Source organism: Streptomyces sp. NPDC102278 (assembly GCF_044766345.1).
In the GTDB taxonomy this organism is placed as follows: Bacteria; Actinomycetota; Actinomycetes; order Streptomycetales; family Streptomycetaceae; genus Streptomyces.
This window is the reverse complement of the sequence record NZ_JBIWLV010000013.1, coordinates 1-25,744: the sequence shown is the minus strand read 5'-3', so window position 1 is coordinate 25,744 and position 25,744 is coordinate 1. Positions and strand designations below refer to the sequence as shown.

23 protein-coding genes, 1 tRNA gene and 1 pseudogene are annotated in these 25,744 nt (G+C 73.2%); 11 read left to right on the top strand and 14 right to left on the bottom strand.

From position 1 onward, the window contains the following. Window positions 1-51: 51 nt before the first annotated feature. Window positions 52-807: an alpha/beta fold hydrolase gene (locus ACIRO3_RS27230; protein WP_404141238.1), complete on the top strand. Its 756-nt coding sequence runs from the start codon at window positions 52-54 to the stop codon at window positions 805-807. A 74-nt stretch (window positions 808-881) separates the two neighbouring features. Here ACIRO3_RS27230 and ACIRO3_RS27225 read toward each other — a convergent pair. Further along, window positions 882-954: transfer RNA gene (locus ACIRO3_RS27225), tRNA-His, on the bottom strand. Between the two features lie 228 nt (window positions 955-1,182). Between ACIRO3_RS27225 and ACIRO3_RS27220 the strand changes: the two genes are divergently transcribed. Beyond that, window positions 1,183-2,319 carry a M24 family metallopeptidase gene (locus tag ACIRO3_RS27220; protein ID WP_404141237.1) on the top strand — a complete coding sequence of 379 codons (1,137 nt, stop codon included), beginning with the start codon at window positions 1,183-1,185 and terminating at the stop codon, window positions 2,317-2,319. A gap of 24 nt (window positions 2,320-2,343) precedes the next feature. Here ACIRO3_RS27220 and treZ read toward each other — a convergent pair whose 3' ends face one another. Further along, entirely contained in the window at window positions 2,344-4,095 is a 1,752-nt protein-coding gene (gene treZ, locus ACIRO3_RS27215) for a malto-oligosyltrehalose trehalohydrolase (RefSeq protein ID WP_404141235.1), read from the bottom strand. Window positions 4,096-4,205: 110 nt separating this feature from the next. Between treZ and ACIRO3_RS27210 the strand changes: the two genes are divergently transcribed. Further along, complete coding sequence (locus ACIRO3_RS27210; RefSeq protein ID WP_404141233.1) at window positions 4,206-4,769, top strand: FHA domain-containing protein; 564 nt, start codon at window positions 4,206-4,208, stop codon at window positions 4,767-4,769. Window positions 4,770-4,812: 43 nt separating this feature from the next. Here ACIRO3_RS27210 and ACIRO3_RS27205 read toward each other — a convergent pair whose 3' ends face one another. The 3 genes from ACIRO3_RS27205 to ACIRO3_RS27195 all read right to left on the bottom strand — a co-directional run bounded on the left by ACIRO3_RS27205 (window position 4,813) and on the right by ACIRO3_RS27195 (window position 6,507). After that, entirely contained in the window at window positions 4,813-5,346 is a 534-nt protein-coding gene (locus ACIRO3_RS27205) for a Scr1 family TA system antitoxin-like transcriptional regulator (RefSeq protein WP_404141231.1), read from the bottom strand. A gap of 130 nt (window positions 5,347-5,476) precedes the next feature. After that, window positions 5,477-5,683 (bottom strand): DUF397 domain-containing protein, encoded by a 207-nt coding sequence (locus tag ACIRO3_RS27200; protein WP_404141229.1) that lies wholly within the window; start codon window positions 5,681-5,683, stop codon window positions 5,477-5,479. Next, the gene (locus ACIRO3_RS27195; protein WP_404141227.1) at window positions 5,680-6,507 is read right to left on the bottom strand and encodes a helix-turn-helix domain-containing protein; all 828 of its coding nucleotides are present in this window, start codon (window positions 6,505-6,507) and stop codon (window positions 5,680-5,682) included. The genes ACIRO3_RS27200 and ACIRO3_RS27195 overlap by 4 nt, the downstream gene beginning before the upstream one ends. 106 nt (window positions 6,508-6,613) lie before the next feature. On the opposite strand from ACIRO3_RS27195, the gene ACIRO3_RS27190 reads away from it, so the two are divergent. After that, window positions 6,614-6,913: a hypothetical protein gene (locus ACIRO3_RS27190; protein WP_404141226.1), complete on the top strand. Its 300-nt coding sequence runs from the start codon at window positions 6,614-6,616 to the stop codon at window positions 6,911-6,913. Further along, window positions 6,910-7,914 carry a GNAT family N-acetyltransferase gene (locus ACIRO3_RS27185; RefSeq protein WP_404141224.1) on the top strand — a complete coding sequence of 335 codons (1,005 nt, stop codon included), beginning with the start codon at window positions 6,910-6,912 and terminating at the stop codon, window positions 7,912-7,914. Before ACIRO3_RS27190 ends, ACIRO3_RS27185 begins: the two co-directional genes overlap by 4 nt. Here ACIRO3_RS27185 and ACIRO3_RS27180 read toward each other — a convergent pair. From ACIRO3_RS27180 to treY, 3 genes are all read right to left on the bottom strand, one after another. After that, window positions 7,904-9,175, bottom strand: a complete 1,272-nt coding sequence (locus ACIRO3_RS27180) for a M14 family zinc carboxypeptidase (protein ID WP_404141222.1) — start codon at window positions 9,173-9,175, stop codon at window positions 7,904-7,906. The two genes, ACIRO3_RS27185 and ACIRO3_RS27180, sit on opposite strands and share 11 nt — an antisense overlap. 113 nt (window positions 9,176-9,288) lie before the next feature. Continuing rightward, window positions 9,289-10,044, bottom strand: coding sequence for a hypothetical protein (locus ACIRO3_RS27175; RefSeq protein WP_404141220.1), 756 nt, complete (start codon window positions 10,042-10,044; stop codon window positions 9,289-9,291). A 197-nt stretch (window positions 10,045-10,241) separates the two neighbouring features. After that, window positions 10,242-12,521, bottom strand: a complete 2,280-nt coding sequence (treY, locus tag ACIRO3_RS27170) for a malto-oligosyltrehalose synthase (protein ID WP_404141218.1) — start codon at window positions 12,519-12,521, stop codon at window positions 10,242-10,244. Between the two features lie 82 nt (window positions 12,522-12,603). Here treY and ACIRO3_RS27165 point away from each other — a divergent pair, with 82 nt between their 5' ends. Next, window positions 12,604-13,911 (top strand): MFS transporter, encoded by a 1,308-nt coding sequence (locus ACIRO3_RS27165; RefSeq protein ID WP_404141216.1) that lies wholly within the window; start codon window positions 12,604-12,606, stop codon window positions 13,909-13,911. Here the strand turns inward: ACIRO3_RS27165 and glgX are convergent. After that, window positions 13,896-16,010, bottom strand: coding sequence for a glycogen debranching protein GlgX (gene glgX, locus ACIRO3_RS27160; protein WP_361774479.1), 2,115 nt, complete (start codon window positions 16,008-16,010; stop codon window positions 13,896-13,898). The genes ACIRO3_RS27165 and glgX overlap by 16 nt on opposite strands. 285 nt (window positions 16,011-16,295) lie before the next feature. On the opposite strand from glgX, the gene ACIRO3_RS27155 reads away from it, so the two are divergent. Next, window positions 16,296-17,555, top strand: a complete 1,260-nt coding sequence (locus tag ACIRO3_RS27155; protein WP_404141214.1) for an SAV2148 family HEPN domain-containing protein — start codon at window positions 16,296-16,298, stop codon at window positions 17,553-17,555. A gap of 105 nt (window positions 17,556-17,660) precedes the next feature. Continuing rightward, complete coding sequence (locus ACIRO3_RS27150) at window positions 17,661-18,386, top strand: 3'-5' exonuclease (RefSeq protein WP_404141212.1); 726 nt, start codon at window positions 17,661-17,663, stop codon at window positions 18,384-18,386. A gap of 20 nt (window positions 18,387-18,406) precedes the next feature. On the opposite strand, the gene ACIRO3_RS27145 is transcribed toward ACIRO3_RS27150, so the two are convergent. Continuing rightward, the gene (locus tag ACIRO3_RS27145) at window positions 18,407-19,258 is read right to left on the bottom strand and encodes an aminoglycoside phosphotransferase family protein (protein ID WP_361774473.1); all 852 of its coding nucleotides are present in this window, start codon (window positions 19,256-19,258) and stop codon (window positions 18,407-18,409) included. A gap of 146 nt (window positions 19,259-19,404) precedes the next feature. Between ACIRO3_RS27145 and mgt the strand changes: the two are divergent. After that, window positions 19,405-20,666 (top strand): annotated as a pseudogene (gene mgt, locus ACIRO3_RS27140) (macrolide-inactivating glycosyltransferase). Then, window positions 20,663-21,214: a DUF1697 domain-containing protein gene (locus ACIRO3_RS27135; RefSeq protein WP_404141210.1), complete on the top strand. Its 552-nt coding sequence runs from the start codon at window positions 20,663-20,665 to the stop codon at window positions 21,212-21,214. The pseudogene mgt and the gene ACIRO3_RS27135 overlap by 4 nt, the downstream one beginning before the upstream one ends. A 40-nt stretch (window positions 21,215-21,254) precedes the next feature. Here the strand turns inward: ACIRO3_RS27135 and ACIRO3_RS27130 are convergent, their stop codons facing one another. Then, window positions 21,255-22,103, bottom strand: coding sequence for an aldo/keto reductase (locus ACIRO3_RS27130; RefSeq protein ID WP_404141209.1), 849 nt, complete (start codon window positions 22,101-22,103; stop codon window positions 21,255-21,257). Between the two features lie 44 nt (window positions 22,104-22,147). Here ACIRO3_RS27130 and ACIRO3_RS27125 point away from each other — a divergent pair, with 44 nt between their 5' ends. After that, window positions 22,148-23,149: a ketopantoate reductase family protein gene (locus ACIRO3_RS27125; RefSeq protein ID WP_404141207.1), complete on the top strand. Its 1,002-nt coding sequence runs from the start codon at window positions 22,148-22,150 to the stop codon at window positions 23,147-23,149. Window positions 23,150-23,167: 18 nt separating this feature from the next. Here ACIRO3_RS27125 and ACIRO3_RS27120 read toward each other — a convergent pair whose 3' ends face one another. Genes ACIRO3_RS27120 through ACIRO3_RS27110 form a run of 3 tightly spaced genes read right to left on the bottom strand, consistent with a single transcriptional unit; the run spans window position 23,168 to window position 25,612 of the window. Then, complete coding sequence (locus ACIRO3_RS27120; protein WP_404141205.1) at window positions 23,168-23,929, bottom strand: sirohydrochlorin chelatase; 762 nt, start codon at window positions 23,927-23,929, stop codon at window positions 23,168-23,170. Window positions 23,930-23,934: 5 nt separating this feature from the next. Next, entirely contained in the window at window positions 23,935-24,834 is a 900-nt protein-coding gene (locus ACIRO3_RS27115) for an ABC transporter permease (protein WP_361774456.1), read from the bottom strand. Further along, complete coding sequence (locus ACIRO3_RS27110; protein WP_366149032.1) at window positions 24,821-25,612, bottom strand: ABC transporter ATP-binding protein; 792 nt, start codon at window positions 25,610-25,612, stop codon at window positions 24,821-24,823. The genes ACIRO3_RS27115 and ACIRO3_RS27110 overlap by 14 nt, the downstream gene beginning before the upstream one ends. Between the last annotated feature and the right edge of the window lie 132 nt (window positions 25,613-25,744).

Genomic DNA, 25,744 nt, shown 5'->3' with positions numbered 1-25,744 from the left:
GCAGAACGTAGGGCGTCGGCATCCTCACGTTCCGTCATCGAGGGAGAACGCATGGCCATCGCCCACCGCAGGATCGGCACCGGACCCGTCCGCGTGATCGTGTTGCACGACTGGTTCGGCACGTCCGCCAACTGGGGTTCGGTACTGGACCACTTGGACCCGGGCGAGTTCAGCTACGCCTTCCTCGACTACCGCGGCTACGGCGACCGCCGGGACGTCGCCGGCCGGTACAACCTCGCCGAGATCGCCGACGACGCCCTCGAACTGGCCGACCAGCTCGGCTGGGACACCTTCTCCCTCCTCGGTCACTCCATGGGGGGCAAGGCCGCCCAGCAGGTGCTGGTCCGCGCGCCCGAGCGGATCGAGAAGCTGATCGGCGTCAATCCGGTCCCGGCCGGTCCCTACCCGATGGACGACGCCACCCACGCGCTCTTCCACGGCGCCGCCGCGAACGAGGACAACCGGCGCACCATTCTCGACCTCGTGACCGGCAACCGCGCGAGCCGCCACTGGATCGACAAGATGGCCGCCCACTCGATGGCCGTCTCCCTGCCGGAGGCCTTCGCCGCGTACCTCGTGAGCTGGCAGTCCCTCGACCTGTCCGCGGCCGTCAAGGGCAACACCGTCCCGGTGCTGGTCCTCGTCGGGGAGTACGACCCGGCGCTGAGCGTCGAGGTGATGCGCGCCACCTGGCAGGTCTGGTACCCGCACTGTCGGATCCAGCCGCTCCCCGGAGCCGGCCACTACCCGCCGCACGAGACGCCGGTCGCCTTCGCCTCCGAGGTCGAGGCCTTCCTGCGCGCCTAGCGGGGTCGTCTCCGCCGCCGGAAACGCCCGTGAGGGGTACGAGGAAACCTCGTACCCCTCACGGGATCCAACAGGGTGAGTGACGGGACTTGAACCCGCGGCCACCTGGACCACAACCAGGTGCTCTACCAACTGAGCTACACCCACCACGAAGGGCGGCGGACCACCCGTTCGATGTGCAAGCACAGCATAGCCGATCAGCGGGGTGCTCCCGCGACGCCATATTCCCGCCCGGCCGCCCACCCCCGGGCGCCCTGTCCGCCCCGCCGCGGCCGCCCTGCCCCACCCCCGCCCCGCCTCGTGCCCGCCCCGACCCGGCGGCCGTGCGCGGCGCGGCCCCTGCCGCCGCGGCCCGGCACACGGCAGGATCCCCGTATGGACCTCGACCCGCTCCTCGCCGACACCGAGCCCTTCACCACCGCCGACTACGCCGCCCGGATGGCCACCGCCGCGCGGGCCGCCGCCGAGGCGGGGCTGGCCGGTCTGTTGATCGCCCCCGGGCCCGACCTCACCCACCTCACCGGGTACCGGCCCGTCGACACCGAGCGGCTGACCCTGCTCGTGCTCGCCGCCGACCGGGAACCGGTGCTCGTCGTGCCCGCCCTGGAAGCCCCCGACGCCGCCAAGGCCCCCGGCGCGGGAGCCCTGACCCTGCGCGACTGGGCCGACGGGAAGAACCCGTACGACGCCACCGCGCCCCTGCTGGACGCGTCGGGCCGCTTCGGGGTGAGCGACAACACCTGGGCCCTGCACCTGCTCGGTCTCCAGCGCGAGTTGCCCGGGACCGCGTACGCCCCGCTCACCGACGCCCTGCCGATGCTCCGCGCCGTGAAGGACCGGCGGGAACTGGCCCGGCTGGCTGCCGCCGGGGCCGCGGCCGACGCCGCCTACGCCCAGATCCTGCACGTCCCCTTCGCCGACCGCAGGGAGAGCGACGTGGCCGCCGACCTGGCCGCGCTGCTGCGCGTGCACGGTCACTCGCAGGTGGACTTCACCGTCGTCGGCTCCGGCCCGAACGGCGCCAACCCGCACCACGAGGCCGGCGACCGCGTCATCCGGCACGGGGACATGGTGGTCCTCGATTTCGGCGGCCTCCTGCACGGGTACGGCTCCGACATCTCCCGCACCGTCCACGTCGGCGAGCCCACCGCCGAGGAGCGGCGGGTCCACGACGTCGTCCGCGAGGCGCAGCGGGCGGGCGTGGCGGCGGTCCGGCCCGGCGTCGCCTGCCAGGAGGTGGACCGGGCGGCCCGCGCGGTGATCACCGAGTTCGGCTACGGGGAGCGTTTCATCCACCGCACCGGCCACGGCATCGGCGTCACCACCCACGAGCCGCCGTACATGGTCGAGGGCGAGGAACAGCCGCTGCTGCCCGGCATGTGCTTCTCCGTCGAACCGGGCGTCTACCTGCCCGGCCGCTTCGGCGTCCGCATCGAGGACATCGTGACGGTGACCGAGGACGGCGTCCGCCGCCTCAACAACGCCCCGCGCGAGCTGGCGATCGTCGAGTAGCCGGGCGCCGTCGCGCGCCGGGTCCTACGGGCCCAGGACCACCGCCGACTCGCCCGGCACGTGGACGCGGCCGTCGGGGCCCGGGTGTTCGACGGGCTCCCAGGCGGCCAGCACCCGTACCCCGTTGCGGCCCAGCGCGATGGTCACCGGCCCCGGCGAGAAGTTCACCGCCACCCGGACCTCACCGCGCCGGAACGTCATCCAGCGGCGCTCCTCGTCGTGCGCGACCCGCACCGCCGCGAGGTCGGGGTCGCGCAGGTCCGGATGGGTGCGCCGCAGCGTGATCAGGGTCCGGTACCAGTCCAGCAGCCGGGCGTGCGCGGGCTGTTCGGCCTCCGCCCAGTCCAGGCAGGACCGGTCGCGGGTCGCCGGGTCCTGCGGGTCCGGGATCTCCTCCGCCTTCCAGCCGTGCGCCGCGAACTCCCTGCGGCGGCCCGTCCGCACGGCCTCCGCGAGCTCCGGGTCGGGGTGGTCGGTGAAGTACTGCCACGGCGTGTCCGCTCCCCACTCCTCGCCCATGAACACCATCGGGACGAAGGGCCCGGTCAGCGCCACCGTCGCGGCGCACGCGAGCAGGCCCGGGGACAGGGAGGCCGACAGCCGGTCGCCCAGGGCGCGGTTGCCGATCTGGTCGTGGGTCTGGGTGTAGCCCAGGAACCGGTGCGCCGGGGTGCGGCGGCGGTCCACCGGCCGGCCGTGCGTGCGGCCCCGGAAGGAGGACCAGGTGCCGTCGTGGAAGAAGGCCCGGGTCAGGGTCTTGGCCAGGGCGCCGATCGGGGCCTCGGCGAAGTCGGCGTAGTACCCCTGGGACTCGCCGGTCAGCGTGCAGTGCAGGGCGTGGTGGAAGTCGTCGTTCCACTGTGCGTGCAGCCCCAGGCCGCCGGCGGACCGCGCGGTCGTGACGCGCGGGTCGCACTGGTCGGTCTCGGCGATCAGGAACAGCGGCCGGGCGGTCTCGGCCGCCAGGTCGTCCACGGCCGCCGCCAACTCCTCCAGGAAGGTGAGGGCCCGGCCGTCGGCCAGCGCGTGCACGGCGTCGAGGCGCAGACCGTCGATCCGGTAGTCCCGCAGCCAGGCCAGGGCGCTGCCGATGAAGTACGCGCGGACCTCGTCGGATCCGGGCGCGTCCAGGTTCACCGCCGCGCCCCAGGGCGTGTGGTGGGTCTCCGTGAAGTACGGCCCGAAGACGGGCAGGTGGTTCCCGGAAGGCCCGAGGTGGTTGTGGACCACGTCCAACACCACGCCCAGGCCGGCGGTGTGCGCCGCGTCCACGAACCGGGCCAGGCCCGCCGGGCCGCCGTACGGTTCGTGCACCGCCCAGGGGGCCACCCCGTCGTACCCCCAGCCGTGCCGGCCCGGGAACGGGCACACCGGCATCAGCTCGACGTGCGTGACGCCGAGCCCCGCCAGGTACGGCAGGCGGGCCGCGGCGGCGTCGAAGGTGCCCTCCGGGGTGAACGTCCCGACGTGCAGCTCGTACAGGACCGCGTCCTGGAGCGTGACGCGGGGCGCCGGCGCGGTCGGGTGCAGCGCGGCGACGTCGACCACCGCGCTGTGGCCGTCCGGCCCGTGGGGCAGCCGGCGCCCACGCGGGTCCGGGCGCACCACCGGGTCGTCACCCAACTGGAACCCGTACTCGTCCCCGTCGGCGGCCGGCGCGTCGACCACCCACCAGCCGTCCCGGCCCGGTCCCGGGTCGGGTGTCATCTCGTAGGCGGTGTCGTTCAGTCGCATGGCGACCCGACCTGTCAGCGGTGCCCACACCTCGAACTGCACGGACGGTCCCCTCGTCTCCGGCGATGCCCAGCCTGCGTCTGGCGCCCATCATCCCGGCCGCGGCGGGGGAGTTCTGGACACTTCGTCCCCGACGGGCCGACAATCACCCTGTGACGTCGAGTTTCGAGTACCCCGGCTTCCCCGCGCCCCGCGTCTCCGATGCCGAGCGCGACCTGGCGCTGGGCAGGCTCAGGGAGGGCGCGGCCCTGGGAAAGCTGTCCCACGACACCTTCCTGCGGCGCATGGAACTGGCCCTGGTGGCCCGCCGGGCGGAGGACCTCGCGGTGCTCACCGCCGACCTCCAGAGCCGGCGGGGCACCGAAAGCCCCTGGACGCGTCGGCTGTTCGGCTGGGTGGGCCGGGCCTCTGCCGTGAGCGTCGGCGTCCGCAAGGCCTGGCACGCCGAGCGGCTGCCCAAGCTGCTGCTGCCGCACCCGAGCGCCCTGCCGCTCGCGATCGGGCGCGACCCCGGCAACGGTCTGCGGCTCACCCACGAGACGGTGTCCCGGGCGCACGCCGAGCTGAGCCTGCGCGACGGCCTGTGGGTGCTCAGGGACCTCGGCTCCGCCAACGGCACCACCGTCAACGGGCGCCGGGTGACCGGCTCGGCCGTGGTCCGGGAGGGCGACGAGATCGGCTTCGGCCGGATGACCTTCCGCCTGTCCCTCGACTGAGCGGCCCGGACGGGGCGGAGCGGCGGGGCCGGGGCACGCGGGGTCAGCGCCGGTGCCTGGCGAGCGCCAGCAATCCGGCGAACCCCTCGCGGGTCAAGGACAGGTGCGGGCCGCCAGGGTTTTTGCTGTCGCGGACGAGTACGGCACCGGGAGCGGTGCCGAGCGCGTCGGCGACTTCCACGCAAGCGCCGCCGTTGTCGCTGTAGCTGGACGTGAACCAACGGGGGGTCTCGGTCTCGGTCACGACGTGCCCTCTCGTATCTGCCTGATCACGGCCACGGAGTCTGGTTGCGACAACGCGTTGGCCTGCAACTGGTAGTAGGTACCCGGTACGGGCGCCACGGATGTCCATCAGCCGTGAAAGTTGCGCGTCCCACTCGGCGCCCGGCGTACGTCGCAGCGCCTCATGACGTTCGGCGATGACGGCGACCCGCTCGCGTGCTTGCTCCCTCGCGATGGTGCCGCGCCTGGCCGTGCTCTGTGCCAGGGCTTCCGCGTACGCCTCGGTCTGAAGCAGGCCCGAAATGATGCCGGTCTCGAAGCAGCGGACTTCTGCCGCGCGTCCCTCGGACAGCACGTGCTCGGGGACGCCTTCAAGCAGTGATCCCCTCTTCGGCCGGGTGACCTTCCGCCTGCCGCTCGACTGAGCGGTTCGGACGGGGCGGAGCGGCGGGGTCGGGTCGCTGTAGACGGTTCAGAGTCTGGGATCAGACCGCACCGAACTCTTCGGTCTTGATCCCTTCGACGAGCGAGGCGAACGCGTTGGCGGCGAAGCGCAGGACGGGGCCGTCCGGGGCCTTGGAGTCCCGCACGGGGACCACGCCGAGAGCGCCGACAGCGTTGGTGGCGACCTCGATGCACTGGCCGCCGTTGCTGCTGTAAGAGGACTTGTACCAGTGGGGTTCGGTCGTCACGGGGCGCCCTTTCGTACCTCATGGATCAGGCCCACGGATGCCGACTGCGGCATCGATTCGGCTTGTAGCTGATGGTAGGCCGTAAGCATCGGCTGAACGAACCTCATATCGCGCTCCAGCCGGCCCTGCTGTGCGGATTCGGCATACGCGATCTGGGACCTGTCGGTGCGGGTCAGCAGTGTCACAGGCAGGTCGAAGGACCGCCGTTCGCCGAGGTCGTAGGGGGCGACCTGGACGATCGTGTTCGGCAGCTCGGCAAGCTCCACCAGGCGCGTCAACTGGGCGTTCATGACCTCGGGGCCTCCGACCGGTCGCCGGATGCAGCTCTCGTCCAGGATTGCGTGGACGAGAGGGCGAGGAGTGCGTTCTATCGATGCCTGCCGCCGCGCGAGGAGCGTAAGGCGCTCCTCTGCCTGCTGCTCCGTGATGGCTCCCCGACGTACCGCCCCCGATGTGATCGCGACCGCGTACTCCGGAGTCTGTAGGAGGCCGGGGATGATGCCCAGCTCAAAGAGGCGGATCTCGGTCGCGTCCGACTCGATCTGAACGTATTCGGGGAAGCCTTCGAGTAGTGCCGTATGCCGAACGGCCCGGCCATGCCGTTCGAACTGGTCCCCGGTGCCGAAGACCTTGTCAGCACTTGCCGTGAAGCGCGGAGTTGGGGAGCGACGGCCGGTTTCGATAGCCGAGATGTGCGTCCCTGTGTATCCCATTTGGACTGCCAGCTCATCTTGGGTCCAGCCACGCTCATCCCGCAGCCTGCGCAAACACTCACCGAACGCCGCACCCGGCGATTCTTCGGGGTCCAACCTCTTCCGGTTCAACTGCCATCACCCAACTATCCGTGCAACCAACGCAAGTTGAGGACATCCCGACGCTAGGCCACGCTGAAGCCGCTTGGTAGTGGAACGGCTACGGAGAGGAGTCGCGGTGCCCGAGAGCGCAGAGTCCCCGCAGGACGCGTTGGCGGAGCCGGCCGCCGCAATGGCACGCGATGAGGCCCGGCCGGACTGGGGTGACCTGCCCCTGATGCATCGCTGCCCGGCAGCGCTCGCACTGGCCACCGCGTCGATGAAGGAGCGCGCGGGGGGAGCACGTCCGGTGACCGAGGACGACGAGCACCAGGACCGGGCGAGAAGGAACAAGAGGAGCGCGCTCGCCGTCACCCTCGGGGCGGTCGCGTGGATCGCCGCGGTGGCGTCCATCGTCGCTCAGGGGTGGGGCGCGTGACGCCCGAGCGGTACGTGTGCGACGCGCGCATCCACGTGAGCGTTCCGGCACTCCTGATGCTCCTGCTCCGGCTCGGCGCCGATGACGGCACCGTCCGAGACGTGGCGTCGTCGAACAACGGCGGGCTGCGCTGCACATTGGAGACGCATGAAGGCCCCCATGCCGACATGCTCTGCGAGAACGCGGAGGGATCGGCCCTCTGGGCGCGCTGGACGGGCCAGGGTCCGCTCGACGAACTGATGTGGTTGCCGGACTGCCCCGCCGGTGATGACACCCCCGGTGCGACCGGCGACGGGTGCTGCCAGTTCCTCGGCCACCCGGGCGGCCACATCTGGGAGGTCACCGATCCCGAGCTGGAGCGGTTGCGGGCCGTCCTTCCCGCGCTCCACGACCTGACGTTCGGCCACTCCCCCGACTCGGTCTCCACCGGGCCGAGGGGCGCCGCCCGGCGGGTCTTCGCCCGCGCCCGGAACGGGGCGGAGGATGTGGGCATGGAACACACGTCTGTGGTGCGCCCCGCGCGCCCCGAGGATCTGCCGCGGCTCGTCGAACTGGTACACGAGCACATCGCCTACGAGAAGTCCGCGCCCCGCCCGCCCGGTCTGGCCGACCGCCTCGGCCCGCAGTTGTTCGCCGAGGACGCACGGCTGTGGGTCCTGCTGGCCGAGACCCCGGCGGGCGAGGTCGCGGGGTACGCCGCCTGCTCGACGGAGTACGCGTTCTGGGACGCCCGGCACCACCTCCACATGGACTGCCTCTACCTCGCCGAGGACGCGCGCGGTCACGGCCTCGGCGCCGCGCTGATGGAGGCCGTGGCCGCCCTCGCCCGGAGCCTGGGCCTGGACCACGTCGAGTGGCAGACCCCGGACTGGAACGAGGGCGCGATCCGCTTCTACGACCGGATCGGCGCGACCGGGATGCCCAAGCGCCGGTACGCCCTCCCGGTCGCCCCGCCGGTGCCCCCGCCGGTGAGGCCGCCGGTGGGGCCCGCTACCGGTTGACCGCCGTGAGCCGTTCGTAGGTGGCCAACACCGTGCGGGCCTGGTGCTCCACCTGGGTGGCCACCGGGATCCAGCGCGCCTGGAATCGGGCCGCGAACTCCTCGCACCACCCAGTGACCAGGCGGTCCAGCCCGGGCGCCGCCGGATGCCCCTGCGCCCGCAGTACGCGCAGCAGCATCGCGGCGGCGCGCAGCGAGAGCCGCCGCCCGAACGCGTCGATGCTGCCGATGTGCGCCGTGGTGGCCTCGGTGGGGGCGCCGGGGCCGGTCCACTCGACGGTGATCCGGGGGATCAGGGCGAGCGTCCAGTCCACCGCCCGCAGCAGCGGCGCGGCGTCCGGGTCCACCACGTGCACCCCCTCGCGCACGGCCGCCACCCGGTCGGCGTCCCCGGTGAGTCGCCCGGCCAGCATGCGCAGCGCGCGCCGCGGATCCGGGTGCGGGGCCGGGTCGTCCACCAGGTCGGAGGCCCACATGGGCACTTCCACGATCGCGGTGGTGCCCGCGTACCGGTGGGCGTGGTACCAGGTGCTCAGCCGGGTGTCCTCCGGGTGGAAGGCCCCCGCGGCCTCGGTGCCCGGCTCGGGCATCACGAAGATCCCGGGCCCGGGGGAGGGCCACCCGGTGGCGTCGGAGGCTCCCGTCTCCACCGGGATCCGCAGCTCGGCCGCCGATTTGGTGAAGGGCTCGGAGAGCCCCGGTATGTCTTGGGTGAGCTGGACCCAGGAGCCGCCCAGGTCGGTGCCGTGCAGGGAGATCTGGAGTACGGGGCGCAGTTCGTCGATGAGGGCGGTCAGGGCCCGGGTCTCGGGCGGCAGCCGGTCCGGGGGCAGTAAGGACGGTGCCCATTCGGGCTGTTCGGGTCCGGGGGGCCGGAAGAAGTTCCGGTGGTAGTCCAGGAGGGAGTGCGGGCGGGGCGTCAGGTGCAGGGCCGCCCCGTCGGGGTCGGCGCAGAGCAGGAAGTGCCAGCCGCACTCGGCCCGGGCGCCCTGGTCGCGGATGACGCGCCGGGCCAGGGAGAGGGCCGTGGGGCCGCCGACGGGTTCGTTGGCGTGCGCGCCGGCCACGACGAGCACGTTGCGGCCCGGCGTGCCCGCCCCGTCGCGCGCCCCGCCGACGGAGAGCAGCCACAGCGGCCGGCCGGCCCGCGAGGTGCCGACCTGACGGAGCCGCACCAGAGCGGGGTGTTCCTCCGCCAGGGCGCGGGCGGACAGGGCGAGTTCGTGCGGAGTGGGGTAGCACATGTCTCGTAGGAGGGTCACACGTCATGCCATGCCCGCCGCGCACGCCCCCTACTGCTCCGCGCGCCCCGCACTTCACCGAAACCCGAGGAAAACCCCTGGCCAACGCCTCGCCCCTCGACACCCCGCGCCGGTCAGTCCATGCCGACCAGGCAGTAGACGTACTCGTTGAGGGGGATCCCGTTGCGGGTGTAGCTGTACGAGAAGGCGTACTCCGTCTTCGGATTGTCGTTGCAGCGGTCCAGGTCCGAGGTCATCGGGATGCTCTCGATCACGCGGTAGTGCGCGTCGGACGCCGAGCAGGGCACCTCCCGCACCCCGGTGACCCGTTGGGCGGTCGTGGAGTCCGGCAGCGTCCCGTTGAGGCAGGTGCCCCGGTCGAACGGGCTCGGGGCGGCCTCGGAGGGGGACGGCGTGGGATCGGGCGGGGAAGCGTCGGTCGACGTGGTCGACGTGGTCTCCGTGGGGAGGGCCACGGGGGGCGGGGCCGGCGCGGGGGACCAGGAGCTGACCGTGGGCGTGGCGGTGGGCGTCGAGGAGGCCACGCCCTTGTCGTCGTCCCCGCTGTTCAGCAGGACCACGCCGGCGACCGCGGCGGCGAGCAGCCCGACCGCCACCAGACACCCCTTCTTCGAACCGGACGTGCCGGACGTGCCGGACGTGCCCGACGTGCCCGAAGCCGCGGGCTGCCCCGGGACCGTGCCGGCGACCGGGCCAACCCGGATGCGCAGCAGTACATCGGTGTCCCCGACCCTGGCCCGGATGAGTTGGCCGTCCGTGCAGGAGGGAATCCGCAGGCGGGCGGGCCCCGATGCCAGGGCCACGGTGAGGATCACGCCGTGGGCGGCCTGCTGCGGGGTGATCGTGAGGGGGATCTCCTGAGGCGACACCGGCTGCTCCCAGAGTGGTGGTGGTGCGGACGCTGTCTGACGAACCCGGGAAATTCTGCCCGCCCCGCGTGCGGTGACGCAGGTATTCCGCGTGAAGTGCGCCCGAACGTACGTCCGTTGACCCCATCGGGTCGTGGCCGCGCCTGCCCCCGCCCCGGGACCGGGGCGGGCCCGGTCGGGGCGGGGGAGGGTCGGTGCTACTCCGCCGGGTCCGCGCGGAGCAGCACCACCGCCGGACGCGCCGCCAGCAGCTCCGACAAGGCGACCTCGCCCTCGTACGCGTCCCCGTACGGCAGGGACGTCCAGCGCCCCGCCGGCAGGGGCAGCACGGTGTCGCGCCACCCGCCCGCGCCCGCGAGCCGGTGCGAGAGCCGGGTGGCGACCGCGATCAGGCCGGCCGAGCGGACGAAGGCCACGCAGTGGTCCGCGGCCGGGCCCCTCGCGACCAGCGGCGCGTACCCGGTGAACAGCTCGGGCCGCGAGCGCCGCAGCCGCAGCAGCGCGGTGGTCAGGGCCAGCTTCTCCTGAGCCGCGCCCCGCGGGGTGCCGCCCGCGTCCAGCAGGGCCGCGGCCTCGCGCGGATGGACGGCCGGACGCCGGTTGTCGGGGTCGACCAGGGCCCGGTACTCGCTCTCCTCGCCCTGGTACACCTCCGGGACCCCGGGCATGGCCAGGTGCAGCAGGGTCATCCCGAGGAGGTTGGCCCGGGCGGCCTCCCGCAGGTGCGGCGGGAGGTCCGCGGGGAGCGCGCCCGGGCGGGCCGCGGACTCGGTGATCCCCGCCTCGTACCGCTCGTCCGGTTCCGTCCAACTGGTGTGCAGCCCGGCCTCGCGGGCCGCCTTCAGCAGGGCCGCCGACAGTCGGGGCCCGCGCTCGGGGACCTCCCCGAGGCCCAGGGCGCTCTGCCGTGCCACCCACGCGGCCCGGGGGTCCGGGCCGCCGTCGCCCGGTCCGGCCATGTACTCCGGGGCCTGCGAGAGGGTCGAGATCCGCGCCCGGACGTCCGCGCTCCGCTTGGTGTCGTGGGTGGACAGCACCGTTCCCGAGGCGGGCCAGTCCCGTTCCAGTTCGGCGCAGTACGCGTGGAACCCGGCCACGGACACCGCCGGTCGGCCCGGCTCCCCGCCGACCTCCGTGGCCGACAGCAGCGGGGCCCAGCGGTAGAAGGCCCGGTCCTCCAGCGACTTCGCGCGCAGCGCGGCCGAGGTCTGGGCGAAGCGGGCGGCGAAGGCGGGGTCCCGCGCCACCAGGTCCCGCACCCCGGCCACCGCGTGGGCCCCCGCCCGGGCGGCGGCCTGCTCCAGAGCCCGCGGCGGCATGTCCGGCTCGCCCGGGTACGGCCGGTACACCGGGTAGGCGATCAGCAACTCCCGTACCGCAGCCGCCAGATCGGCGCCGGCCAGCCGCTGGAGCGTCGCCAGCTCGGCCGCCAGATCGCCGGTCAGCACCTCCCGGGTGGACGCCGCCGCGGTCTCCTCCCAGGAGGGCGCCCCGGTGGACTCCCGGTACAGGCGGGCCAGTTCGCCGACGCCGACGGGATCGGTGAACACGCCGTCCACCCGGTGCAGCGCGTCGTACCCCGTGGTGCCGGCGACCGGCCAGCCGGGGGGCAGCCGCTCCTGGGGGGCGAGGATCTTCTCCACCACGATCCAGCAGCCCTCGCCCACGGCCGCGCGCAGCCGCCGCAGGTACTCCCCGGGATCCGCCAGCCCGTCCACGTGGTCGATCCGCAGCCCCGACACCACCCCGTCGCGGACCAGCTCCAGCACCTTGGCGTGCGTGGCCGCGAAGACCTCCGGGTCCTCCACCCGCACGCCGATGAGATCCGAGATGGTGAAGAAGCGGCGGTAGTTCAGGGCGGTCCGGGCCTCACGCCAGCACGCCGGTCGGTACCACTGCGCGGCCAGGAGCTCCGTGGTCGCCAGTGCGGCCGTTCCCTCCCGCAGCGGGAACTCGTGCTCTCCGACGCGCAGCACCCCGCCGACGACCTTCACCTCGGCCGGGTCGAGCGGTTCGGCGAGCACCGGCAGCAGCGCCTGCCCGTCGCCCGCCGCCCAGTCGATGTCGAACCAGGCCGCGTACGGCGACGTCGGCCCCTCCCGCAGCACCTCCCACAGCGGCCGGTTCAGCCGCAGCGGCGACGGCACCGCCATGTGGTTCGGCACGATGTCGAGCACGATGCCCAGCCCGTGTTCCCGGGCGGTCGCGGCGAGCGCCCGCAGCCCCCGCTCCCCGCCGAGCTCGGCCCGCACCCGGGTGTGGTCGGTGACGTCGTACCCGTGCGTGGAGCCGGGCACGGCCTCCAGCACCGGCGACAGGTGCAGGTGCGACACGCCGAGCGAGGCGAGGTAGGGAACCACCGCCCGCGCCGCCGCGAACGGGAACTCGGGGCACAGCTGGAGACGGTAGGTGGACGCCGGAGCGACGGATGTCGGAACATCGGTCTCCGCTTGGCTGCTCAAGTACTCCTGGGTCATGAGAACGTACGTACCCAGCCTGCGGGATTCCGTGCCATGACCCAATGCATCCGGGTGACTGCGCCGGGTTAACGTTCCTCAAGTGTTTGGAACCGTCGACACCTATCGCAAAGTCATCGCCCTGACCGGGCCCCTTCTGCCGCTCGTCTCCTTCCTTGCCCGACTTCCCGTCGCGATGTGCCAGTTCGGCAGCGTGCTGCTGATCGCGGAGACCACCGGCTCGCTCGCCACCGCCGGGATCGTCGGTTTCGCCCTCTCCGCCGGACAGGTGGCCTTAGGGCCCGTCCTGGGCCGGCTCGCCGACCGCCGCGGGCAGCGCCCCGTCGTGCTGGGCGCCGTCGCCGTCAACGCGGTCGCCACCGGCGCCCTGGTCGCCGGCGCCCTCGGGCACCTCGACACGTTCCCCCTCGCCGCGATCGCGGTGGTCGCCGGCGCCTCCATCCCCCTGATCGGGCCCCTCGCCCGCAGCCGCTCGGTGGCCCTGGCCCGCCGGGCCGACGCCGACGAGAGCGTGGTGGGGGCCATCCACTCGCTCGAAGGCACCCTGGACGAGGTGTCGTTCGTCATCGGTCCGGCCCTCGTCGGCACGGCCACGCTCATCGCGCACCCGGCCGCGGCCCTCGCCGGCGCCGCCGGACTCGTCGCCGTCTTCGGCAGTGTCTACGCGCTCCATCCGACGGCCGCCGTCACCGCGGGCGCACCCGCCCCGCTCCGCCCCGGGGGCGGCCGGCCCCGGCCGCCGGGCGTCGTGTACTCCGTACGGGCCTCCCTCGCCCTGCAGGGAGCCGTGTTCGGCGCCTGCCAGGCCGGGATCGCGGCGCTGACCCTGCGCCTGGGCGTCCCGGGACAGGCGGGCATCGTCTACGCCTCCATGGGCGTGGTCAGCGCCGTCGTGGGCCTGGCCATGGGGGCGCTGCCGGCCCGCTTCGGGCTGCGGCTGCGCTGGAGGCTCGCCACCGCCGCGGGACTGGCCCTGTCGGTACCGCTGGTGTTCACCGACAGCCTGCTCCCGCTGTACGCGGTCGTCACCGTGCTCGGCGCCGCCTGCGCCCCGCACCTGATCACCGCGTTCGCGCTGACCGAGCGGCACGTGGAGCCCGCCCGGCTCGCCGAGGCGATGGCCTTCGCCGCCAGCTCGCTCGTCGCCGGCCAGGCCCTCGCGTTGGGGATCAGCGGCCAACTGGCCGAGTGGCACGGGCCCGCGGGCCCCTTCGCGCTGGCCGTGGGCGCGGCCGCGCTGTGCCTGGTCCTGGCCCTGTCCACCCGGGTGCCGGCGGCGCGCCCGCACCCCGGGGTCGCCATCCCCGCGCAGGCGACGGCGCCGAGGATCGGGGCGGCCGCCGAGGAGGGCGCGGCCGCCACCGGGCGGACCTCCTACGCCGGCCGCTGAAGCACCACCATGCACCGCCCCGCCAACGCCACCCGGTCACCGGCCGCGAACTGCGGCCCGGTGCCGGGTGGCAGCACGTCCGACCGGGCCGTGTCCACGATCAGGCGCCACTGGGCGCCGTGCCCGGCCGGGACGGTGAAGTCCTGGCCCTCCGCGCCCGCGTTGAACATCAGCAGGAACGAGTCGTCGGTGATCCGCTCGCCCCGGGTGCCCGGCTCGGAGATCGCCTCGCCGTTGAGGAACACCGTCAGCGCGCGGGCGTGCTGTGCCTGCCAGTCGCGGGCCCGCATCTCCTCGCCGTGCGGGGTGAACCACGCGATGTCCGAGAGCTCGTCGTGGGTGCCCTCCACCGGCCGGCCGTGGAAGAACCGGCGCCGGCGGAACACCGGGTGGTCGCGGCGCAGCCACACCATCTGTCGGGTGAACTCCAGCAGTCCGGGTGCCGGTTTGCCCGGCTCCGGCCAATCCACCCAGGACAGCGCGTTGTCCTGGCAGTAGGCGTTGTTGTTGCCGCCCTGGGTGCGGGCGAACTCGTCGCCGTGGCTGAGCATCGGCACGCCCTGCGACAGCATCAACGTGGCCGTGAAGTTGCGCATCTGACGCTCGCGCAGTTCCAGCACCTCCGGGTCCTCCGTGGGACCCTCCACCCCACAGTTCCAGGACCGGTTGTGCGTCTCCCCGTCCCGGTTGCCCTCCCGGTTGGCCTCGTTGTGCTTCTCGTTGTAGGAGACCAGGTCGTTCAGGGTGAAACCGTCGTGGCAGGTGGTGAAGTTGATGGACGCCAGCGGGCGCCGCCCGTCGTCCTGGTAGAGGTCCGAGGAGCCCGTGAGCCGTCCCGCGAACTCCGCCAGCGTGCGCGGCTGCCCGCGCCACATGTCCCGCACGGTGTCGCGGTACTTGCCGTTCCACTCGGTCCACAGGGGCGGGAAGTTGCCCACCTGGTAGCCGCCCTCGCCCAGGTCCCAGGGCTCGGCGATCAGCTTCACCTGGCTGACCACCGGATCCTGCTGGACCAGGTCGAAGAACGACGACAGCCGGTCCACCTCGTGGAACTGCCGGGCCAGGGTGGCCGCGAGGTCGAAGCGGAAGCCGTCCACGTGCATCTCCGTCACCCAGTAGCGCAACGAGTCCATGATCAACTGGAGTACGTGGGGGGACCGCATCAGCAGGGAGTTCCCGGTGCCGGTGGTGTCCATGTAGTGCCGGGGGTCCTCCGTCAGCCGGTAGTAGGACGCGTTGTCCAGGCCCCGGAAGGACAGCGTCGGCCCCAGGTGGTTGCCCTCGGCGGTGTGGTTGTAGACCACGTCCAGGATCACCTCGATCCCGGCCTCGTGCAGGGCCCGCACCGCGGACTTGAACTCCAGCACCTGCTGGCCGCGGTCACCCGAGGCGTAGCCGTTGTGCGGGGCGAAGAAGCCGATGGTGTTGTAGCCCCAGTAGTTGCTGAGCCCGTCGTCCACCAGCCGGTGGTCGTTGACGTACTGGTGCACCGGCATCAGCTCCAGCGCGGTCACCCCGAGCTTGGTCAGGTGCCCGATGACCGCCGGGTGCGCGAGGGCGCCGTAGGTGCCGCGCAGTTCCTCGGGGAGGTCCGGATGGCGCATCGTCAGACCCTTGACGTGCGCCTCGTACAGCACCGTGTGGTGGTACTCGTGGCGCGGCGGCCGGTCGTTGGCCCAGTCGAAGTACGGGTTCACCACGACCGAACTCATCGTGTGCGGGGCGGAGTCCAGGTCGTTGCGGGAGTCCGGCCGACCGAAGTGGTAGCCGTACACCTGTTCGCCCCAGTCGATGCTGCCGCTGATGGCCCGCGCGTACGGGTCGAGCAGCAGCTTCGCCGCGTTGCAGCGCAGGCCGTGCTCGGGTTCGTACGGGCCGTGGACCCGGAATCCGTAGCGCTGGCCCGGCATGATGCCGGGCAGGTAGGCGTGCCGGACGAAGGCGTCCGTCTCGCGCAGTTCGACGGCGGTCTCCGAGCCGTCGTCGTGCAGCAGACACAGCTCGATCCGTCGGGCGGCCTCGGAGTAGACCGCGAAATTGGTGCCGGCGCCGTCGTACGTGGCACCCAGCGGATACGCCTGTCCCGGCCAGATCTGCATGGATAACGACTCTTCCCTCGATGTCGGTGGATGCCCCTGGTGATCCGGCGTACACCACGTCACTGCCAGATCTTCCCCGAAAGGGCGCCGCCAAGCGGGGACTTGGGATGGTCCTACCGGGTGACCCGGAGAGCTGATATGCGGGTCAGTGGACTGTGTGGGCATCGGATAATGGGTCAACGGGCAGCCGGTGTACGGGCCATCGGGCTGCAACCGGCCGCGCGCGCGGAGTACCCTTCCGTGATCACTGGAGACGGGCGTCCAGACGCAGAAGGCGGTGCACGGGTGAGCTCGGGAGGTCTGGAGCTGCCCCCTGGTGACGGCGGTCACGAGGGTGGCCCGGCGGACACCGCGGGGGGCGGGCCCGCGGGAGCGCCGGCCGGAGCGGTCTCACTGGCCCCGCCGGAGGCCGCGGGCACTCGGGCCGGAGCCGAACTGGACTGGAGCGCGGAGGCCTGGAGCGAGGTCCGCGTCCGCACGCAGCGGGCGGGGCGCGCGTACATCTGGCTGAACCTCATCGAACAGCGGCTGCGGTCGGTGGTCGGGGCCGTGCTGCGGCCGGTCTACGAGCCGGCGCACGGCGGCGACGACTGGGTGGTCGCCGCCGCCGGGCCCGCCGGGCAGGAGTGGGTGCAGCGGGCGGTGGCCGTGCGCGAGGTCAGCCGGCGCAAGGGCTACCTGCTGGACCCGGCCGACGACAACGTCCTCAGCTTCCTGACGCTGCCGCAGCTGCGGGAGCTGATGGTCCAGCACTGGCCCTGCTTCGAGCCGTACTTCGACGACCGGCGGGAGATCGAGCTGGCCCTGGACGAGCTGGAGGTCACCCGGAACGTGGTCTCCCGCAACCGGGCCCTGTCACGGGCGGTGCTGGAGCAGGCCGAGCGGGCCTCGGCGCGACTGCTGGAGGTGCTCGGCGGCGGCTCGGGTTCCCCGTCGGCCGACCGGCTGCCGATCGACGCCGTCGAGGACCTGGTCGGGGACCGGTACGCGGACGTCATCTCGGTCCACCCGGACCGGGTGCGGCTCCAGCGGCAACTGCCGGCGGAGGACCTGTTCGGCGGGGCGCGCCGGCTCGACGCCATCGGCATAGGCCTCAACCTGCTGGTCCAGAACTTCTCCGGGCGAAGACTCGTGCGGCTCACCGAGGCGGGCTGCCGGGTCCGCCTGCTCTTCCTGAACCCGGCCAGCAGCGCCGTCAAACGGCGCGAACGGGAACTGGGGCTGCGCAAGGGAGAGCTCAGCCGGTCGGTCGAGATGAACATCCTGCACGTGCGGCGGGTCCGGGCCGGCCTGCGGGACCCCTCGCGCTTCGACATCCACGTCTTCGACGAGACGCCGCGCTTCACCGCGTACCTGGTGGAGGGCGAGTCCTCGGGGATCGCCGTGGTCCAGTCGTACCTGCGCCGGGCCCGGGGCATGGAGGCCCCGGTGCTCGTGCTGCGCGGGGGCGGTCGGGGCGTGCCCAAGGACGCCGACCACGGGCTGTTCACGACGTACCGGGAGGAATTCGAGTCGGTGTGGGAGGACTCCCGGCCGGTGTCGTGACCCCCGCGCCGCCCGACGGGAACCGACCCGGCGGCCGGGCTGTCAGTACCCCGTGGCAGGCTGAAAGTCGTTGACCGGAAGTTTGTACGGGGGAGGGGCGCCGTCATGGTGGCGTGGCACGGGGGAACGTTGGTCGGGTTCGACCTGGAGACGACCGGCACGGAACCGGGGGAGTCCCGGATCGTGACGGCCGCGGTGGTCGAGGTGTGCGACGGCGAGGTGCGCGAGCGGCGCGGCTGGCTCGCGGACCCGGGCATACCGATCCCGGAGGGGGCCTCGGCCATCCACGGGATCAGCACCGAGCGGGCCGTCGCGGAGGGCCGCCCGGTGCCGGAGGTCGCGGACGAGGTGGCCGCCCTCCTGGTGGAGCACTGGCGGCGGGGCGCGGTGGTCGTCGCGTACAACGCGGCCTTCGACCTGACCCTGTTGTCGGCGGAGCTGACGAGGTACGGGCTGCCCTCGCTGGCCGACCGGCTCGGCGGCGCCGCGACCGGCCCGGTGGTGGACCCGCTCACCATCGACCGGGCGGTGGACCGCTACCGGCGGGGCAAGCGCACCCTGGAGGCGGTCTGCGGGGTGTACGGGGTGACCCTCGACGACGCGCACGACGCGGGCGCCGACGCGCTGGCCGCGGTCCAGGTGGCCCGGGCGATAGCCGCCCGCCACCCGCAGGTGGCCGAACTCACCCCCGCCGCCCTGCACGACCGCCAGGGCACCTGGCACGCGCGCTGGGCCCGGGACTTCCAGTCGTACCTGCGGGGCCAGGGCGCCCCGGACGCGGTGATCGACACGGCGTGGCCGCTGCGCGGCCTGTTGGCGGCCCGCGCCTGAGCCCGCCGGCCGCGGGGCCGTCAGAAGGGGTGCCAGCGCGTCTCGGTGTCGCCGTCGCGCAGTGAGGCCACCCGGCGGCGGAACTCCGCCAGCGCCTTCGGGTTGTTCGGCGCGTGCTGGGAGACCCAGGCGCAACTCGCCGTCTCCCGGGCGCCGCGCAGGACCGCGCAGCCCTCCCACTCGCGCACGTCCCAGCCGTACGCCGTCACGAAGGCCTCGTACGACGCGGCGGGCAGCCCGTAGCGGTCGCGGGACAGTGCCATCACCACCAGGTCGTGTTCGCGCAGGTCGCTCGACACGGTCTCCAGGTCCACCAGCACCGGGCCGTCCGGCCCCACGTGGACGTTGCGCGGCAGCGCGTCGCCGTGGATCGGGCCGAGCGCGAGGCGCGGGGTCAGCGCGGCCACCTCGCCCGCGTACGCGTCGCGCCGGGCCCGCAGGTACGCGGCGTCCGCCGGATCGACGGCCTCGCCGGCGAACCGCAGCCAGCGCTCCACCCCGCCCAGCAGGTCCCGTGCGGGCAGGGTGAACGGCGGGGCGGGCAAGGCGTGGATCAGCCGCAACAGCGCCGCGAGGTCCTCGGCTCCCGCCGGCCGGACCGCCGCCGGCAGTCGGTGCCACAGGGTCACCGGGTGTCCGGCCACCAGCCGGGCCGACGGCTCGGCGGCGCGCACGGCGGGAACCCCGGCCCCGGCGAGCCAGCCCGCCACGGCCAACTCGCGCTCGGCGCGCTCCAACAGGGCCGCCTCGCGGCCCACCTTGGCCACCAGGTCGCCCACCGCGAAGACGGCGTTCTCGCCGAAGGTCAGCAGTTCGGCCCCACCGGTGAGACCCGCCGCCGTCAGTACGTCCCTGGCCTGCGCCTCGTCCATGCCTGCTGTCCGCCGTCTCTCGGATCGTGGTGAATCCGCCAAGTCTGTCATCCCGGCGCCCGGGCCCTCCACGCGCCGCCGCCACTTCGGGGGCGCGCCGGGGCGATGGTCCGCGGTCGCCCCGCCGGCCACCGGCGGGAAACTCGTTGCACGAGACGTATCGTCTCGTTAGGGTCGGGGCATGACCTCAGTCAAGCCCGCGCACATCGCCATGTTCTCCATCGCCGCCCACGGGCACGTGAACCCGAGCATCGAGGTGATCCGGGAACTCGTCGCCCGAGGCCACCGCGTCAGCTACGCCATCCCCGCCTCCTTCGCCGAAAAGGTCGCCGCGACCGGCGCCACCCCGGTCATCTGGGACTCGATCCTCCCCACCGAGGACAACCCCGAGGCCTGGGGCACCGAACTCATCGACAACATCGAGCCCTTCCTCGACGACGCCATCCAGGCCCTGCCCCGGCTCGCCGCCGCCTTCGAAGGGGACGAGCCCGACCTCGTCATCCACGACATCACCTCCTACCCGGCGATCGTCCTGGCCCGCCGCTGGGGCGTCCCCGACGTCTCCCTCTCCCCGAACCTGGTCGCCTGGACCGGCTACGAGGAAGAGGTCGCCGCACCGATGACCGCGCGGCTGCGGACCTCCGAACGCGGCAGGGCGTACTACGCCCGCTTCCGCGCCTGGCTCGACGAGAACGGCATCCCCGAGGACTGCGACCGCGTGATCGGCCGACCCCGGCGCAGCATCGTCCTGATCCCCAAGGCCCTGCAACCCCACGCCGACCGGGTCGACGAGTCCGTGTACACCTTCGTCGGCGCCTGCCAGGGCGACCGGGCCGCCGACCAGGGCAGCTGGAGCCGCCCCGCCGAAGCGGCCGGCAAGAAGGTGCTCCTGGTCTCGCTCGGCTCCGCCTTCACCGACCGGCCCGCCTTCTACCGGGCGTGCGTCGAGGCCTTCGGGGACCTGCCCGACTGGCACGTCGTCCTCCAGATCGGCAAGAACACCGACACCGCCGCGCTCGGCGCGATCCCCGCCAACGTCGAGGTGCACCGCTGGGTACCCCAACTCGACGTCCTGCGCCAGGCCGACGCCTTCATCACGCACGCGGGCGCCGGCGGCAGCCAGGAGGGCATGGCCACCGCCACCCCGATGGTCGCCGTCCCCCAGGCCGTCGACCAGTTCGGCAACGCCGACGTGCTCCAGGCGCTCGGCATCGCCCGACACGTCCCGATGGAGGAGGCCGACGCCACGACCCTGCGCGGGGCGGTCCTCGCACTCGTCGCCGACCCCGAGGTCGCCGCCCGGGCCGAGGCCGTCCGGGCCGCGATGGCCGCGGAGGGCGGCACGCGCCGGGCCGCCGACCTCATCGAGGCGGAACTGTCGGTGCCCCGCCCTATCGTTCGGGCATGACTCCTCGCAAGTACGCCGCACTGCTGCGCGGCATCAACGTCGGCGGGACCAAGAAGGTCCCGATGGCCGAACTGCGCCGGATCCTGGAGGACCTCGGCCACGGCGAGGTGCGCACGTACCTGCAGAGCGGCAACGCCGTCTTCAGCAGCGCGGAACAGGACACCACGAAACTGGCCCGCGCGCTGGAGGCGGCCATCGAGGCCCACTTCGGCTTCACGGTGGCCTGTCTGGTGGTGGACGGCGACCACCTGCGGGCCGTCGTCGCCGCCTGCCCCTTCCCGGCCGCCGAGTTGGAGGGCAGACAACTGCACGCCACCTTCTGTTCCGGGCAACCCGGCGAGGAGCGGTTCGCCGCCATCGACGCGCCCGCCTTCCTCCCCGACGAGTTCCGGATCGGCGACCGGGTCCTCTACCTCCACACCCCGGACGGCCTCGGCCGCTCGAAACTGGCCGAGGTCCTGGCCAGGCCCGCCGTCGTGAAGGGCCTCGACGTGACCACCCGGAACTGGAACACGGTCGTCAAGCTCGTCGAACTCACCGAGGACTGAGCCGGCGCGGACGCCCCGCACGGCCGCCCGTCGCCGCGAGCTACACCACCAGGGCGTCCAACAGGGCGAGTTCCCGCGGCGCGAGCCGGATCGCCGCCGCGGCCAGGTTCTCCGCGAGATGCGCGGACGAGCCCGTACCCGGCGTCGGGCACAGGACCGGGGAGTGGTGCAACAGCCAGGCCAGGGCGATCTGACCCGGGCCCGCCCCGTGCTCGGCGGCGACCGCGCTGACCGCGGCCGCGCTCTCGCGGGTGAGCGCGCCGCCGCCCAGGGGGTAGTAGGGCAGGAAGGCGATCCCCTGCGCCTCGCACAGCGCCAGCACATCGGCCGAGGAGCGGTCCAGCAGGTTGTACGGGTTCTGCACCGACGCGATCGGCATCAGCTCCAAGGCCGAGGCCAACTGCGCGGCCGTCACCGTGTCCAGGCCGACGTGCCGGATCTTCCCCTCGGCCTGCAACTGGGCCAGCAGACCGAGCTGTTCCACCGCGGGCAGGGCCGGATCGAAGCGGTGCAACTGGTACAGGTCGATCCGCTCCACCCGCAGCCGGCGCAGGCTCGCCTCGCACTGCTCCCGCAACCGCTCCGGACGGCCCGCCACGTGCCACCGGTCCGGGCCGGTGCGCACCACCCCACCCTTGGTGGCGATCACGAGCCCCTCGGCGTACGGGTACAGGGCTTCGGCGATCAGCTCCTCCGCCAGGTCGGGCCCGTAGTTGTCGGCCGTGTCGATCAGGGTCACCCCGAGCTCCACCGCCGTGCGCAGCAGGGCCGACACCTCGGCCGGCTTCCCGCGCGGACCCCAGTAGCCGGGGCCGACCAGACCACCCGTACCGAGCCCGAGGCGGCGCACGGGCAGGTCCCCACCGAGTCTGAACATCGTGTCCGTCATGGCCCGACGGTAACCCGACGGCGCGGATGTGCCAGGCTCTGCGGATGCGTTACATCATCATCGGCGCCGGCGCGATCGGCGCGACCATCGGCGGCAGGCTCGCGCGGACGGGCCGGGAGGTCGTCCTGTCCGCCCGCGGCGCGCACGCCGAGGCGCTGCGGGCCGACGGACTGCGACTCACGACCACCGACGGCGAAGCGGTGCACCGGCTGCCGGTCGTCACCGGCCCGGCGGAACTCGGCGAGCTGCGCCCGGACGACGTCCTGCTGTTGTCCGTGAAGACGCAGGACGCCATCGCGGCGCTCGACGCGTGGGGCGACGCGGAAGTCGCGGGCGGCGGTACCGCGGCGCAGCGGCTGCCCGTGCTGTGCCTGCAGAACGGCGTGGAGGGCGAACGGCTGGCGCTGCGCCGCTTCGCGCGGGTGTACGGGGTGTGCGTCTGGCTGCCCGCGACCTTCCTGGAGCCCGGCGTGGTCTCCGCGCTCTGCGCCCCGCTGACCGGGATCCTGCACATGGGCCGGGCGGCCGGCGGGAGCGACGCCCGGATCCGGGCCGTCGCGGCCGACCTGGAGGAGTCCGGGTTCGAGGCGCCCGTCGTCGAGGACGTGACGCGGTGGAAGTACGCGAAGCTGCTCGGCAACCTCGGCAACGCGATCCAGGCGACGACGGGCCCCGAACCGGATCCCGCGAAGGCGGCGTTGCAGCTCCGGGCGATCCGCGAGGCGAAGGCCGCCTTCGAGGCCGCCGGGATCGCGTACGCGTCCGACGCCGAACAGACGGCGGCGCGCGCGGGCAAGGTGGACCAGCCGCCGGGGGTCCGGGGCGGGTCGTCCTGGCAGAGCCTGGCGCGCGGGACGGGATCGGTCGAGGCGGACTACCTCAACGGGGAGATCTCCCTGCTGGGCCGGTCGCACGGCGTGGCCACCCCGGTGAACGACACCCTGCGGCACGCGGCGAACATCTTCGCCCGGGAGGGCCTCCCGCCGGGCGTCATGTCCATCGCGGACCTGACGGCCCTCGCCGACGAGGCGGCGGCCCGCGCCTGAGGGGGCGCGACCGGCCGCTCAGGCGGACAGCGCCGAGAGGCGGGCCGTGGCCGGGGCGGCCGCGTCGTAGCGGCGCAGCAGCAGGCGGGCCACCTCGGCGGCCGCGCCCAGCACGTCGGCCAGCACATCCGCTCCCGCGGCCTCGGCGCCCGCCGCGATCCGGTCCGGGAGCCGGCCGGGGGCGATGACGTACGGGGCCACGGCCACCCGCCGCACGCCCTCGGCGCGCAGCGCCCGTACGGCGTCCTCCGTACGGGGCAGTGCCGCGGAGGCGAACGCGGGCCGCACGGCGCACCAACCGGTGTGCCGCCACTCCCGCGCGATTTCAGCGATCACCGCGATCGCCTCCGGGTCAGAGGAACCGGCGGACGCGAGCACCACGGCGGTGTCGGCGCGGTCCGCCGGGGTGAGGCCGGCTTCGAGGAGCCGGCGCTCCAGGGCCGCCGTCAGCAGGGGAGACGGCCCGAGGACGTCCGCGACCCGGACCGCGAGGCCCGGCAGGCGCACGCAGGCCTCCGACAACACGGCCGGGACGTCGGTCTTGGCGTGGAAGGCGCGGGTCAGCAGCAGCGGCAGGGCCACCACGTCCCGGACCCCGGACGCGTACAGGCGGGACAGCACCTGGTCCACCCGGGGGGCGTTGAAGTCCAGGTAGGCCGTCTCCACCCGCAGTCCGGGCCGCAGCGACCGCGCACGCCGGGTGAGGGCGTGCACGGTCGCCGCGTGCCGCGGATCGCGGCTGCCGTGGGCGATGACGAGGAGGGCGGGGGCGGCGTGCACGGGACTCAGCTCTTGACCAGCAGGCCGCGGCTGCGCAGCACCCAGCGCTCGATCGGGCTGAAGATCAGCAGGTCGATCGCGATGCCGACGACCAGGATCAGGATGATCGCGAGGAACACGCCCGGCAGGTCGATGTTGTTGCGGCCGTTCTCCAACAGTTGGCCGAGCCCGAGGCCCAGGTCGGGCGAGCTGGCGATGATCTCGGCGGCCATCAGGGAGCGCCAGGAGAAGGCCCAGCCCTGCTTGAGACCGGCCAGGTAACCGGGCAGCGCCGCCGGCATGACGATGTGCCGGGCCCCGCGCAGACCGGTGGCCCCCAGGGTGCGACCGGCCCGCAGGTACAGCGGCGGGACCTGGTCGATGCCGGAGACGAGTCCGTTGGCGATGGAGGGGACCGCGCCGAGCAGGATGACGGTGTACATCATGGCGTCGTTGAGGCCGAACCAGAGCACGGCCGGGGGCACCCAGGCGACCGAGGGCAGGGACTGGAGGCCCTGGAGGATCGGGCCTATCGCGGCGCGGACGAACTTCACCCGGGCGACGAGCAGGCCGAGCGGGGTGCCGATGGCCAGGGCCAGCAGGAAGCCGAGCAGACCGCGGGAGACGCTGGTCCAGACGACCTCCAACAGCGTGCCCTGAAGCCACATGTCGGACAGGCTGTCCCAGACCGCGGACAGGGACGGGAGCTTCGTCTCGTCGGTGACCTTCGTCGCGACGAGGACCTGCCAGACGACGAGGACCAGACCGACGGCGATGATCGGCGGCAGGACCTTCTTGACCAGGACCTCGCCGATCGGGGTGCGGTGGGTCTGGACCGCGTCGAGCGCGTCCAGACCGGCCTCCAGGCCCGCCAGATCGTCCGTGCCCTTGGCCGTGCCCTTGAGCTTGGTGTCAGTGCTGGCCATGGCGGCGGATCTCCCCACGCAGGTGTTCAGTGATCTCGACGGACAACTCCGCGACGTCCGCGTCCTCGATGCGGCGCGGCTGCGGGATGCCCACGGTCCATTCCTTCGCGATCCGACCGGGACGCGAGGAGAGCAGGACCACGCGCTGCGCGAGGCGCACGGCCTCGCGCACGTTGTGCGTGACGAACAGGACGGAGACGTTGGTCTCCTCCCAGATGCGGGTGAGCTCGCCGTGCAGGACGTCCCGAGTGATGGCGTCCAGGGCCGCGAACGGCTCGTCCATCAGCAGGAGTTCACTGTCCTGCGCCAGGGCCCGGGCGAGCGCCACGCGCTGGCGCATGCCGCCCGACAGCTCGTGCACGCGCTTGCCGTACGCGCCGCCGAGCCGCACCAGTTCCAGCAGCCGCTCGGCCTCCGGGCGGCGGTCCGCCTTGGCCACCCCGCGCAGGCGCAGGGCGAGTTCGATGTTCTTGCCCGCGGTCAACCACGGGAAGAGGGCGTGCTCCTGGAACATCAGGGCCGGGCGACCGGAGGTCTCGATGGTGCCGACGCTGGGCTTGTCGAGACCGGCGACGAGGTTGAGCAGGGTGGACTTCCCACACCCCGACGCCCCCAGGATGGTGACGAACTCTCCGGGAGCGACATCGAGACTGATGTCGTCCAGGACGAGCTGCGATCCGGCCGGGCCGGGGAAGGACTTCGAAACGTGCTCGATGCGGGCGGCGTGCCCGTGCTCCGCCGCGGTGCCCTCGGCAGCCTTGGCAAGTGTGGTGGCCATGGTCGTCACCTCCTGGGGGTTCTTGTCTGCTGACTGGGCGGGTTACTTGACGCCGAGGCCGGCGTCGGAGACCTCGGGCTTGCCGGCTGCTTTGAGGACCTTGTTGAGGAGTGTGAGGTCGTAGATGCCGTT